The 12995-nt window shown below is 64.2% G+C and carries 10 protein-coding genes; 4 read left to right on the top strand and 6 right to left on the bottom strand.

Features of this window, described 5'->3' with window-relative positions; translation table 11 throughout:
• Nucleotides 1-68 precede the first annotated feature (68 nt).
• Nucleotides 69-1859: a monovalent cation:proton antiporter-2 (CPA2) family protein gene (locus E6B08_RS29340; RefSeq protein ID WP_136917172.1), complete on the top strand. Its 1791-nt coding sequence runs from the start codon at nucleotides 69-71 to the stop codon at nucleotides 1857-1859.
• A 918-nt stretch (nucleotides 1860-2777) separates the two neighbouring features.
• Here the strand turns inward: E6B08_RS29340 and ycaC (E6B08_RS29345) are convergent.
• Nucleotides 2778-3407 (bottom strand): isochorismate family cysteine hydrolase YcaC, encoded by a 630-nt coding sequence (gene ycaC, locus E6B08_RS29345; RefSeq protein WP_136917173.1) that lies wholly within the window; start codon nucleotides 3405-3407, stop codon nucleotides 2778-2780.
• A 143-nt stretch (nucleotides 3408-3550) separates the two neighbouring features.
• Here ycaC (E6B08_RS29345) and E6B08_RS29350 point away from each other — a divergent pair, with 143 nt between their 5' ends.
• Entirely contained in the window at nucleotides 3551-4462 is a 912-nt protein-coding gene (locus E6B08_RS29350; RefSeq protein WP_136917174.1) for a LysR substrate-binding domain-containing protein, read from the top strand.
• A gap of 1 nt (nucleotide 4463) precedes the next feature.
• On the opposite strand, the gene E6B08_RS29355 is transcribed toward E6B08_RS29350, so the two are convergent.
• Entirely contained in the window at nucleotides 4464-5651 is a 1188-nt protein-coding gene (locus tag E6B08_RS29355) for a YbfB/YjiJ family MFS transporter (RefSeq protein WP_136917175.1), read from the bottom strand.
• A gap of 128 nt (nucleotides 5652-5779) precedes the next feature.
• On the opposite strand from E6B08_RS29355, the gene E6B08_RS29360 reads away from it, so the two are divergent.
• The gene (locus E6B08_RS29360; RefSeq protein ID WP_136917176.1) at nucleotides 5780-6637 is read left to right on the top strand and encodes a LysR family transcriptional regulator; all 858 of its coding nucleotides are present in this window, start codon (nucleotides 5780-5782) and stop codon (nucleotides 6635-6637) included.
• Nucleotides 6638-6653: 16 nt separating this feature from the next.
• Here the strand turns inward: E6B08_RS29360 and E6B08_RS29365 are convergent, their stop codons facing one another.
• The 4 genes from E6B08_RS29365 to ycaC (E6B08_RS29380) form a co-directional block, all read right to left on the bottom strand.
• The gene (locus E6B08_RS29365) at nucleotides 6654-7916 is read right to left on the bottom strand and encodes an OprD family porin (RefSeq protein WP_136917177.1); all 1263 of its coding nucleotides are present in this window, start codon (nucleotides 7914-7916) and stop codon (nucleotides 6654-6656) included.
• A 154-nt stretch (nucleotides 7917-8070) separates the two neighbouring features.
• Nucleotides 8071-9912 (bottom strand): amidohydrolase, encoded by a 1842-nt coding sequence (locus tag E6B08_RS29370; RefSeq protein ID WP_192938712.1) that lies wholly within the window; start codon nucleotides 9910-9912, stop codon nucleotides 8071-8073.
• Nucleotides 9913-10156: 244 nt separating this feature from the next.
• Complete coding sequence (locus E6B08_RS29375) at nucleotides 10157-10465, bottom strand: hypothetical protein (protein ID WP_136917179.1); 309 nt, start codon at nucleotides 10463-10465, stop codon at nucleotides 10157-10159.
• 103 nt (nucleotides 10466-10568) lie between these two features.
• Nucleotides 10569-11198 carry an isochorismate family cysteine hydrolase YcaC gene (ycaC, locus tag E6B08_RS29380; protein WP_136917180.1) on the bottom strand — a complete coding sequence of 210 codons (630 nt, stop codon included), beginning with the start codon at nucleotides 11196-11198 and terminating at the stop codon, nucleotides 10569-10571.
• 258 nt (nucleotides 11199-11456) lie between these two features.
• On the opposite strand from ycaC (E6B08_RS29380), the gene E6B08_RS29385 reads away from it, so the two are divergent.
• A complete protein-coding gene (locus E6B08_RS29385) occupies nucleotides 11457-12884 on the top strand; it encodes a mechanosensitive ion channel family protein (RefSeq protein WP_136917181.1) in 1428 nt (475 codons plus the stop codon).
• Nucleotides 12885-12995: the final 111 nt, after the last annotated feature.

Genomic DNA, 12995 nt, shown 5'->3' on the forward strand with positions numbered 1-12995 from the left:
CTCCATTCCCCAGAATTGTCCGTCAAACTGTTCAAACGCTGCCCCGGCAGCTCATGGAGTACGAGCCAATGCCACATGAAGGCAGCCTTCTGCAAACCGCGGTGATCTTCCTGCTCGCCGCAGTCCTCGCCGTCCCCCTGGCCAAGCGCCTGCAACTGGGCGCCGTGATCGGCTACCTGCTGGCCGGCGTTGCCATCGGCCCCCAGGCCCTGGGCCTGATCCGCGATACCGAAAGCGTCGCGCACATCTCTGAATTGGGCGTGGTCCTGCTGCTGTTCATCATCGGCCTGGAGCTATCGCCCAAGCGCCTGTGGCTGATGCGCAAGTCGGTATTCGGCGTCGGTAGCGCGCAGGTGTTGCTGACCGGTGCGGTCATCGGCGCCATCGCCCTGTTCGGCTTCGCCCAGTCCCTGCCAGCCGCCCTCGTGCTTGGCCTGGGCCTGGCGCTGTCGTCCACCGCGCTGGGCTTGCAGAGCCTGGCCGAGAGCAAGCAGCTCAACGCGCCCCATGGCCGCCTGGCCTTCGCCATCCTGCTGTTCCAGGACATTGCCGCGATTCCGCTGATCGCCCTGGTCCCCCTGCTGGCCGCGAGCGGCCCGGACACCAGCCACGGCGACAGCCTGCAGCATGGCCTGAAGGTCTTCGCCAGCATCGCCGTGGTGATCGTCGGTGGTCGCTATCTATTGCGCCCGGTGTTCCGCACGGTGGCGCGTACCGGCCTGCCGGAGGTGTCCACCGCCACCGCGCTGCTGGTGGTTATCGGCACTGCCTGGCTGATGGAAGAGGCGGGTATTTCCATGGCGCTGGGTGCGTTTCTGGCCGGTTTGCTGTTGGCCGATTCGGAGTACCGCCACGAGCTTGAGTCGCAGATCGAGCCGTTCAAGGGGCTGCTGCTGGGGCTGTTCTTCATCAGTGTCGGCATGGGCGCCAACCTGAGCCTGCTGCTGGAAATGCCACTGGTGTTGCTGGGCCTGACGCTGCTGCTGATCCTGGTCAAACTGACCCTGCTGATTCTGGTAGGGCGCCTGGCCGGCGGCCTGAACAAGGCCAGCGCCCTGCGCCTGGGCATGGTGCTGGCGGCGGGCGGTGAGTTTGCCTTCGTGGTGTTCAAGCTGGGTAAGGACCAGGGATTGTTCGACACCCAGACCTACGACCTGCTGCTGATGACCATCACTCTGTCGATGGCCATCACGCCGCTGCTGATGCTTGGCTGCGCCCGCGCCCTCAAGCGCCCGCAACCGGCCCCGCGTGAAGTGCCCGAGCAGTACAAGCAGATCCAGGCCGATGCGCCGCGGGTGGTGATCGTCGGCATGGGCCGCATGGGCCAGATCGTCGCACGGATCCTGCGGGCGCAGAAAATTCCGTTCATTGCCCTGGAAACCTCGGTCGACAACATTGAAATGACGCGCATGTTCGAACAGGTACCGGTGTTCTACGGCGACCCGCTACGTCCGGAGGTGCTGCATGCGGCCAAGGTCGGCGAGGCGGAGTATTTCGTCATCACCACCGACGACCCCGAGCTGACCACGCGCACCGCCGAGCAGGTCAAGCGCCAGTACCCGCACCTGAAGGTGCTGGCCCGTGCGCGTAACCGCCAGCATGTGCACAAACTGGTGGACGTGGGCGCCGAGCCGATTCGCGAGACGTTCTATTCCAGCCTTGAGCTGACCCGCCGTGCCTTGGTTGGGTTGGGCTTGAGCGATGAACAGGCGGCTGATCGCATCGCGCGCTTTACCCAGCACGATGAAGAAGTGCTGGTGGTACAGGGGCAGGTGCGCGATGACCGGGCCAAGGTGATGCAGACGGCCAAGGAGGCGCGGGTGGAGTTGGAGCGGTTGTTCGAGGCGGATGTGGATTGAGGGGGCATGGCGGTAGATTTTTAGCGGCCTCAAGATCGAGCGCCGCGCGGGCGGCGCTCGATGTCTGCCTGTCCACATCACCTGAGCCAGGCACATGCCCGCCCAGCCCGATTTCCGGTCAGGCCCATCTGCATCGGCCCAGTTCGCCACTCGTTCAGCAGCATCCTACATAACCACGCACACTTTCTTACGGAATCGATTTGCCCCGCGATTTACCCTACAAACCGTGTCGACGCCCGTCTGATTGTCCAGGGGAAGCCTGATCTCTAGGCTGACCTGGTCGCTGTTGGTTCAGCGATCGGGTGTGGAAACCCGAGTACTAATCGGAACGGTTGTCGCTATGGCAGCTGTACGCGGGAGGCCAAATGGCCTGCCGGGGTTCCGATAGCCCGGCTTTCCACTCCGCGTACAGCCGCCACCCTTCGTGTGGAAACGAAAGTTGCCGGTCAACATCATCTATCGGAGTTTGACCTTGAAAAAAATCGTTCCAGATCCCCCGCTTCGCCCAACCACCCAACACGCTCTCGACCGCTGCGATGCAGGTCAATCCGCACGCAGTGGAATTGGCAGATGTATGGGTCGAGGTGCTGTTGGATGGCATTGAGTCACAACCCGTGACGTGAGGTTGTGACACAGATTCGCTGGGCAGGGCGTGCAGACCGGCCTGCTCGGTTTGATGTATGACGTGAATCCTATTCGAGGCCTCCAGGCGCATGCCGGGAGGCCTATGGCGCCCTCAAGATCGAGCGCCGCCCGCGCGGCGCTCGATCTCAATGCCACTAGAAATCTCCAGGCTTACACCTGCGCGCACCACCTTAAATCTCCCGCCAGGCACATCCCCCCCCAAAAAAAATCCGCACAAACAAAAAGGCCGACCCCAATAGGAGCCGGCCTTAACCTGCTAGATTCACGCAGCGCTTACTTCCCAGCCGTCAGCGCGTTATAGCTGGTCATCAGATTCCGGTAGTCCGGAATGTGATTCGAGCATAGCGCCGCCAGCCCTTCGATGTCGTTGCGCCAGTCGCGGTGCAGCTCACAAGCCACGCCGAACCAGGTCATCAGTTGCGCGCCGGCCTGGCTCATGCGGTTGTGCGCAGCGTCGCGGGTCATTTCGTTGAAGGTGCCGGAGGCATCGGTCACCACGAACACATCGAACTCTTCTTCCAGGGCCGCCAGGGCCGGGAAGGCCACGCACACTTCGGTCACTACGCCGGCGATGATCAGCTGCTTCTTGCCAGTGGCCTTGACTGCCTTGACGAAATCTTCGTTGTCCCAGGCGTTGATCTGGCCTGGGCGGGCGATGTAGGGGGCATCCGGGAACAGCGCTTTGAGCTCCGGCACCAGCGGGCCGTTGGGGCCTTGCTCGAAGCTGGTGGTGAGGATGGTCGGCAGGTTGAAGAACTTGGCAAGGTCGGCCAGGGCCAGCACGTTGTTCTTGAACTTGTCCGGCTCGATGTCACGCACCAGCGACAGCAGGCCAGCCTGGTGGTCGACCAGCAGAACAGCAGCGTCTTCTTTGTTCAGGCGGTTGTATTTGAAGTGGGTCATGGTCGTAGCTCCTAAGGTTTCGATCTTCAGTAAGTTGGGTGTTTCGCGTTGATGGGAGAAGATTAAAACCTGGACCTTTGAAGCGGTAGACAGCAAAATTCAGCCTTAGCGTTCTATTTTATGAACGATGCGGAGAGCGATCATTGGAAGACCTCAACTCCCTCTACTTCTTCACCCAGGTAGTCGAGCACGGCGGCTTCGCCCCGGCGGGTCGGGCGCTGAACATGCCCAAGTCGAAACTCAGCCGACGTATCGCCGACCTCGAAGACCGCCTCGGTGTACGCCTGCTGCACCGCACCAGCCGGCTTTGCTCGCTCACCGAGATCGGCCAGGCCTACTACAACCGTTGCCTGGCCATGCGCGTCGAGGCCGAGGGCGCGGCGGAAATCATCGAGCGCAACCGCAGCGAACCGCGCGGGCTGGTGCGCATCAGTTGCCCCACCACGTTGCTCAACGCCTGGGTCGGCCCGATGCTGGCCCGCTACATGGCCAAGTACCCCCAGGTCGAACTGTTCATCGAAAGCACCAACCGCCGGGTCGACCTGCTGCACGAAGGCTTCGACGTGGCGCTGCGGGTGCGTTTTCCACCCTTGGAGAACACCGACATGGTGATGAAGGTGCTGAGCAACAGCACCCAGTGCCTGGTCGGCCATCCGCAGTACCTTGAACAGTTGCCCAAGGGCTTCGACCCGCAGCTGCTCGGCCAACTGCCCAGCCTGCACTGGGGCGGCGCACAGCGTGATTACCAGTGGGAGCTGTTCCAGGGCGAGGACTCCAGCCGCAGCATCGTCATCGCACACACCCCGCGGGTGGTGACCGACGACCTGTTCGCCTTGCGCCACTTCGTGGTCGCCGGCCTCGGTATCGCGCACCTGCCTCGGGTCGCGGTACGCGAAGACCTGGCCGCCGGCCGGCTGGTCGAGCTCTTGCCCGACTGGCACCCACGTTGCGGCATCGTCCATGCGATCTTCCCGTCGCGGCGCGGCTTGCTGCCCTCGGTACGCTCGCTGATCGATCATCTCGCCGAGGAGTTCGTCGTCAGCGACATGGCCTGAATCAAACCCGGACGGCTGCGCTGCGTGGCTCGCCACGCAGCAGCAGGTCGGCGACCAGGGCCAGTACTATCGCCCCCGCCGCCACGGCGAACAGGACGCCGTAGCCGCCAGCGGTAGCGGCGAACAGCGCCGAATAAGCGTATCCGGCAATGGCCTGGAAGCTGGCGAACGACACCGTCGCTCGGCTCCAGATCGCATTCTGCCGGGCATGCCCCTCCACCAACTGATGCACACGGGCCAGTGCCAGGGGCACGATGCCTGGCGGAAATGAACCGATAATCAACGCCGCACCGCCAAGCACACGCAAGTCATGACTGCCCAGCAATACGCCGAGGGCGATCAGTTGCGCCAACAGTACCAGGCGGATACCGCCACGAGCGCCCAGGTGGTCGGCAAGCGATCCGTACAACACCGGGCCGACAATCGCGCCCAAGCCGTATAACCCCCAGATCACCGCCGCGCCGTGACTGCCCGCACCGAGCCCCCGGCTGACGTAGTCGACCAGGAACATCATCGGAGCCACCAGTGCCGTCGCCATCAATGCATACTGGCCAAACAGCACGATAATCGCCGGCGATGTCACGGTTGCGCAGGGCGTATGCGTCGGCTGGTCGGGTATAGGGTCATCCGGCCAGCCCGCCCAACTGCTGGCAGTCAACACCAGCGACAGCGCAGCGAGCCCCAGCCAGGTCTGCTGCACTCCCCGACCCAACAACCACGGCACCAGGCTCGCGGCAACGGCGATACCCAAGCCGATACCCAGGAAGATCGCACCGCTGGCCAGGCCGCGGCGCGAGGCCTGTACGTGAGGAAGGATCGAACCGGCTGCCAACACCATGATTACCCCACCCGCCACACCAGACAGCAGCCGCCAGCCGAAAAACCAGGCTACCGATAGCGGCCAGGCACACGCCAGGAACGCCAGCGCGACAAGCACCATCATGCCACGCAGCACTGCCCGGCTCGACCAGCGCACCGCCAGCGGTCGGCCAACCAAGGCTCCGATTAGATAGCCAGCCAGGTTGGCCGCTCCGAGGTAAACCACCGCCGCACTGGTGAACCAACGTGCGTCGATCAGCGCCGGCACCAGCGGGGTATAGGCAAACCGCGCCAGGCCGATGCCGACCAGGCTGGCACATAGCCCAGCCCAGATCAGCAACCAAGGCGCACGTTGACGTGAGGCGTTCATGAGGTTCCCTTGCGCCGGTACGGCGCTTGTCGATGAAGATGGGAAAAGCATAAAGTCACCGCTCGATGAATAAACGCAGCGAGTTCTCATCGCTGCACTGCACTTTTGCATCACCAAGGACACCTGCGATGAACTGGGACGACACCCGCGTATTCCTCGCCCTATGCCGTGCACAGACCCTACGCGCCGCCGCCCGCAGCCTCGGTGTCGACCAGGCCACCGTGGGTCGCCGCCTCGCTTCGCTGGAAGCCGCCCTGGACGCGACCCTGTTCCTGCGCGCCTCGAACGGCTACGTACTGACCGCAGCCGGCGAGGTGGTCATGCGTGCGGCGTTGGACATGGAGGCATCCGCCTCCAGTCTGGAGCGACAGATTCTCGGCCTGGACGAGCGCCTGAGCGGCGTGGTGAGGGTGACCACCACCGACTCGTTCGCACTGGACTTCATCATTCCAGCCGTGGCCAGGTTGCGCTTGGAGCATCCGTCCATCGAAGTGCAACTGCAGGCCTCGACGCAGATGCTCAATCTGAGCAAGCGCGAGGCGGACATCGCCGTGCGCACGCATAAGCCGGACAACCCCGAACTGGTGGTGCGTCGCCTGGCACGCTGGCACAGCGGCTTGTTCGCCTCGCGCGCCTATCTCGAACGCCAAGGCGAACCCGCGCAAGGCACTGCCTTCGCCGGGCATGATCTGGTGATCTACCAGCCATACCTGGACAGCGGCAAGGAGGTGGGCCTGGTAGGCGAGCCCATCGCCCAGGGGCGAATCGCCCTGACCTGTACCTCAGGCTTGATGGTGCGCCAGGCGCTTGCCCAGGGTCTTGGCCTCGGCGAATTGCCGGTGCCGCTGGGGGAGCGCGACGGCCTGTGCAAGGTGTGGCAAACCCGCAAACCGTATGATGTATGGCTGGTAACGCACCAGGATGTGCGGCATACGGCGCGCGTACGGGCGGTGATCGAAGCGATTGCCGAGGCATTTGCGGACTAGGCCGACGCAGGCCTCTTCAAAATCGCCCTTTGAGCGGATACTCGACGATCAGGTAGATGCGGTCGATGTCGTCCCCCGCCTGGGCCTGGTTGGCGCGGTGGCTGACGTGGGAAAACGACAGGCTGAGGTCCTTGGCGGCCCCGGCCTGTACCACGTACTTGAGGTCGATATCCCGTTCCCAATGCCGCCCGCCCTGCCCTTGCTGGCCCACGTATGCCCCACCGGCCGGGGCATGGCTGCCGTCGATGCCACTGCCACTGACGTAGCGTCCCATCAGGCTAAGCCCGGGTACGCCCAGGGTGGCGAAGTCGAGGTCGTAGCGCAGTTGCCACGAACGCTCGCCGGGGCCGTTGAAGTCGGCGTACTTGATGGAGTTGGCCAGGTAGATGGAGTCGCCACCGACGAAGTCGAATGGGGTGTCGCCTTCGATCTTCTGGTAGGCAAGCGTCAGTGCCTGGGCACCGGCCAGGTACTTGGCGGCGACGCTGTAGGCCAGGGTGTCGATGGCCCCTGCGCTGGCGGCGCCGGTGTCGCGGGTCTGGTACAGGTTGCCGTCGAGGCGCCAGCGGCCCTGGGCCCAGTTCAGGTTGAGGTAGGCCTGGCGCCAGGTGTCTTGCAACTGGCCGGCGTACAGCGCGCCGCCGAACGGGCCGCCGGGTGCGAAGGTGGCTCCGGCCAGGCTCATGGCGCGGCCTTCGGTGGTGGCGCCGTAGCCGCTGAAATCGCCGCGGGTGGCGCTGTTGTCCTGGTTGTTGAAGGCGGTGAAGCGCCCGGCCTGCAAGCGCCAGCCAGGCAGGCTGGTGTTCTCCAGCAGCCAGCCGGTGGCGTATTCGGGGTGCAGGCGCTTGTCGCCAGTGTCGAACACGGGTGTTTCCACGGTCATTTCGCCCAGGCGCAGTTGGGTTTCACCCAAGCGCAGTTTCAGCGCAGCGCCGGCACTTGAATAACTTGACTCAGCGCGCCCATCGCTATCGCGCGGCAACAGGCCAGTGCCTGCATGGCCGCGGCCGCCGTCGAGCTTGATGCCGATGAAACCGTGTGCGTCCAGACCCACGCCCACGGTGCCTTCGGTGAAGCCGGAGCGGATTTCGCCGATGAAGCCCTGGGCCCATTCCTGGCGGTAGTTCTGCCGGGCTCCCGCCGGTGAGCGGAAGTCGCTGTGCAGGAAGTAGTTGCGGCTGAGCAGCGACCATTCGGCGTCCTGCGCATGGCCAAGCACCGGGCACAGGGCCAGGGTGGCCAGCAGGGCACGGCCTGGGCCTTGGAGGGTGGGGGTCATGGGTGGCGTCCGGTTTTAGAGGTGTTGCAAGAAAGTAGAGGCGGTTTTGAAGGCCTCATCGCCGGCAAGCCGGCTCCTACAGGGGGCTAGGTGCTGCACCTGTAGGAGCCGGCTTGCCGGCGATGGGGCCGGCCCAGCCAGCCCTGGGCTCAGGTCAGAACGCGAAGCACGAACAACCCAACGCGCCCCAGAAGCCCTGGAAGTCGTTCACCGGCACACTCGAATGCCGCGCTTTCTCATGGCTGTGCGCATGCACCCCGCAAGGCCCGACGCACTGGTGCGCCATTGCAGCCAGCGACGGCGTACCCACACGCCAGTGCCCAGGCACCTTGGCCACCGGCGACCACTCCGGCAGCACCGGCACCTGCGGTGGGCCGAGACGGTCGAACTCGCCGGCGGCGTACACCACCTTGCCGTCGACGATGGTCAGCACCGACTCGATGCCCTTGATCGCTTCTTCCTCGACGCTGAAGAAGTCCAGCGACAACGCCGCCAGGTCGGCCAGTTGGCCTACCTTGATCTGCCCCTTCTTGCCCTGCTCGCTGGAGAACCAGGCGCTGCCCTGAGTGAACAACTGCAGCGCGGTATCCCGGTCCAGGCCTTCCGGATACAGCTCCATGCCACCCACGGTCTTGCCGCTGACCAACCAGTACAGCGAAGTCCACGGGTTGTAGCTGGACACGCGGGTAGCGTCGGTGCCGGCCCCGACCGGTACGCCCATCTCGAGCATGCGCTTGACCGGCGGGGTCTGCTCGGCGGCCTTGGCACCATAGCGGTCGACGAAATACTCACCCTGGAAGGCCATGCGGTCCTGGATCGCGATGCCGCCGCCCAGGGCGCGCACACGCTCGATGTTCTGCGGGGTGATGGTTTCGGCGTGGTCGAAGAACCACGGCAGACCATTGAACGGAATGTCGCGGTTGACCTTCTCGAACACGTCGAGCATGCGGGTGATCGATTCGTTGTAGGTGGCGTGCAGGCGGAACGGCCAGCGCTGCTCGACCAAGTGGCGCACCACCGGCTCCAGTTCTTCTTCCATGGTCTGCGGCAGGTCCGGGCGCGGTTCGAGGAAGTCCTCGAAGTCGGCGGCAGAGAACACCAGCATCTCGCCAGCACCGTTGTGGCGCAGGAAGTCGGTTCCGCTGTGCAGCTTGACGCTGGAGGTCCACTTGCGGAAGTCGTCCAGCTCTTCCTTGGGCTTTTGAGTGAACAGGTTGTAGGCGATGCGCACGGTCAACTGGTTGTTGTCGGCCAGCTCCTGGATCACCGAGTAATCGTCAGGGAAGTTCTGGTAGCCGCCGCCAGCATCGATGGCGCTGGTCAGGCCCAACCGGTTGAGCTCACGCATGAACTGGCGGGTGGAATTGACCTGATATTCCAACGGCAGCTTCGGCCCTTTGGCCAAGGTCGCGTAGAGGATCATCGCGTTGGGGCGGGCGATCAGCATGCCGGTCGGGTTACCGAACTTGTCACGCTGGATCTCGCCACCCGGTGGGTTCGGCGTGCTCTTGTCGTAGCCGACCGCCTTGAGCGCAGCGCGGTTGAGCAGCGCACGGTCATACAGGTGCAGCAGGAACACCGGGGTGTCGGGCGCCGCCTGGTTGATTTCCTCCAGGGTCGGCATGCGCTTTTCGGCGAACTGGAATTCGTTCCAGCCGCCGACCACGCGGACCCACTGCGGGGTCGGCGTACGTGCGGCCTGGTCCTTGAGCATGCGCAGGGCATCGGCCACCGACGGCACGCCTTCCCAGCGCAATTCGAGGTTGTAGTTGAGGCCGCCGCGGATCAGGTGCAGGTGCGAGTCGTTGAGGCCGGGAATGACCGTGCGTTGCTTGAGGTCGACGATCTGCGTGGCTGCGCCCTTGTGGGCCATGGCCTCGGCATCGTTGCCCACGGCGATGAAACGCCCGTCCTTGATGGCAACGGCGGTGGCAGTGGGCTTTTCGCGGTCAACGGTGTGCAGTTTACCGTTGAACAGGATGAGGTCGGCGGTCATGGAGCCTCCTTGGGCGGATGCATGGGCGGAACCGGCTGAGCCGGCGAAGGGCAATGCGGACCAGAGCGCGCCGGCGGCACCGAGCACGGTGCTGGTGGCGAGGAACTGGCGACGGCTCTTGTCGTTGGGGTCCTGGGACATGGTCATCTCCTTATGTGTACGCCGGCGGCTGGTGCAACCGCGGAGCATGCCGGTTGCGGTGCAGTCAGGGATTGAATGGATGTGCGGTGCAGGTGGTGCAAGCTTAGCCTTGCAACCACTTCGCGCTGCGTCGGGTTACCCAGGGCATGATGTAGAAGACCACGGGCAAGATGACGAACACGTTGACGATCAGGTTGCCGGCAATCGGGCCGCCGAGTTGTGGGAAGCGGGCGAACAGCGGCGCCAGCAGTTGCGGGACGACCATGGTCATCGGACAGATCACCAGGTAGGTCAGCAGCGCCTGCTTCCAGCGCGGCGGTTGCGCCGCCGTAGTGCCGGGCGGGCTTTCAAGAACCTGGTGTTGCAGGCATACGGTTACCACTTCGCGGTTGTTCTGGAGTGCGGTGTTCATCGGCGTTCCTTGGGATGAGCGTGCCCGCATCCACGGTGCAACGGCAGACGGGCTGGGATTCAGAGGGGTGTGCTGCCCCAGGCGTGCCCGGGGCAGGTTCGGTTTACTTGCCGGCGTTGAAGGCGTTGTAGCTGGTCATCAGGTTGCGGTAGTCGGGGATGTGGTTGGAGCACAGCGCCGCCAGACCTTCGATATCGTTGCGCCAGTCGCGGTGCAGCTCACAAGCCACGCCGAACCAGGTCATCAGTTGCGCGCCGGCCTGGCTCATGCGGTTGTGTGCGGCGTCGCGGGTCATTTCGTTGAAGGTGCCGGAAGCATCGGTGACCACGAACACATCGAACTCTTCTTCCAGGGCCGCCAGCGCCGGGAAGGCCACGCACACTTCGGTCACTACGCCGGCGATGATCAGCTGCTTCTTGCCGGTGGCCTTCACTGCCTTGACGAAGTCTTCGTTGTCCCAGGCGTTGATCTGGCCTGGGCGGGCGATGTAGGGGGCATCCGGGAACAGCGCTTTGAGCTCCGGCACCAGCGGGCCGTTGGGGCCTTGCTCGAAGCTGGTGGTGAGGATGGTCGGCAGGTTGAAGAACTTGGCCAGATCGGCCAGGGCCAGCACGTTGTTCTTGAATGCGTCCGGCTCGATGTCACGCACCAGGGACAGCAGGCCAGCCTGGTGGTCCACCAGCAGAACAGCGGCGTCGTCTTTGTTCAGGCGGTTGTATTTGAAGTGGGTCATGGTCGTAGCTCCTAAGGTTTCGATCTTCAGTAAGTTGGGTGTTTCGCGTTGATGGGAGAAGATTAAAACCTGGACCTTTGGAGCGGTAGACGGTGTTTTTTGGCTTTAGCGTTCTATTTTGTGAACGGTGGATTGGTGGTGGATGCTTCGCGGGCAAGCCCGCTCCCACAGGAGTTGAAGCACTGCGCAATCTCTGTTGCCCGGCGCACGAACCTGCTCTATTACTACCCACAGCCCTCCCCCTGCCCCGAGACCATCATGCTGGCGTTCATCCAGTCGTCCCCGTTGTTGCTCGGCACTTCCCTGATCCTGCTCGACCTCATCCTCTGGCAGCTCATTCCCATCCACCAGCGGGCCTGGCGCATCGGTGCGCGGCTGGCGATCTTCCTGCTGTTCAGCGTGGTGCTGCTGGCCGCCGGAATGAGCCCGCTGCAACCGCCCCCCTGGCCCGATGACATGGCCCGCAATCTCATGGCCACGGTCCTGGCCATCGGCTGGTGGTTGTTCGGCGCACGCACGGTGACCGTGGTGTTCGGGCTGTTGCTCGGCGCCCGTGGCAGCCATGGCGGGCGCTTGCTGCAGGATGTACTGGGGGCGTTGATCTTCCTGGCGGCCGTGGTCGCCGCCGCTGGCTACGTGATGCAGCTGCCGGTCAAGGGCCTCCTGGCCACCTCCGGGGTGATGGCCATCGTCATCGGCCTGGCGTTGCAGAGCACCCTGGCCGACGTGTTCAGCGGCATCGTGCTGAACACCACGCGGCCCTACCAGATCGGCGATTCGATCTCCATCGACGGCACCGAGGGCAAGGTGCTGGACATCGACTGGCGCGCCACCCGCCTGCTGACCGGCACCGGCAGCCTGGCGGTGATCCCCAACTCGGTGGCGGCCAAGGCACGCTTGCTCAACCACAGCCGCCCACCCGATGTGCACGGGGTTTCGATCAGCGTGGTGGTGCCGGCCAAGGTACGCCCCAGGCGGGTGTTCGATGCCTTGGAAAAGGCCCTGCAGGGTACTCGGGCGATCCTCTCCTCGCCGCCGCCCAGGGTCTCGGTGAAAAGCTCGACCCTGGACGCGGTGGAATACGAGGCCAGCGGTTTCATCGCCGACATGGCCGGCAAGGGCGATGCACGCAACCAGTTGTTCGACCTGGCGCACCGCCACCTGGAGGCCAGCGGCGTGGTGTGGAACGTCGACCTGGCGATGCCACCACGCAGCCGCCAGCGCGAGGTGCTGGACGAAGTGCGGGTGTTCCGCTCGCTGAGCGAGGACGAGCGCGATGCCCTGAGCCAGCGCATGACCGCCGTGGAGTACCTGGCCGACCAGGTGATCCTCGAAGTGGGCGCGCACTCCGACTCTCTGCTGGTGATCGGCAGCGGCGTGGTGTCGGCCTCGGTGCGCGATGGCGACAAACTGCTCGAAGCCGGGCGCATGGGGCCGGGCGAGGTGCTGGGGATCGAGGGCATCGTCGACGAGGATGATTCGCTGGCCGAGTTCAGGACGCTGACCAGCTGCGTGCTGTATCGCATCGACAAGGCACAGGTGAAGAGCTGCCTGGAGCAGCGGGGCGAAGTGCAGGTGGCATTGAACAAGCTGCAGCGGTTTCGCCGTCAGAACCGAGAGTCGTTGTTGTTGCAGAAGCCAGCTTCAGTCAAGAAAGGCGGCTTTCTCAGCTGGTTGCATCGATAGGATCGCAGCTCATGGCATGGACCCTGTGGGAGCGGCCTTGCGTCGCGAACGGACCGCGCAGCGGTCCCAGGGCATTGGAGGCGCCGCACAAACCCTAGGGCCGCTGCGCGC

The sequence above is a fragment of the Pseudomonas putida genome, assembly GCF_005080685.1.
In the GTDB taxonomy this organism is placed as follows: domain Bacteria; phylum Pseudomonadota; class Gammaproteobacteria; order Pseudomonadales; family Pseudomonadaceae; genus Aquipseudomonas; species Aquipseudomonas putida_V.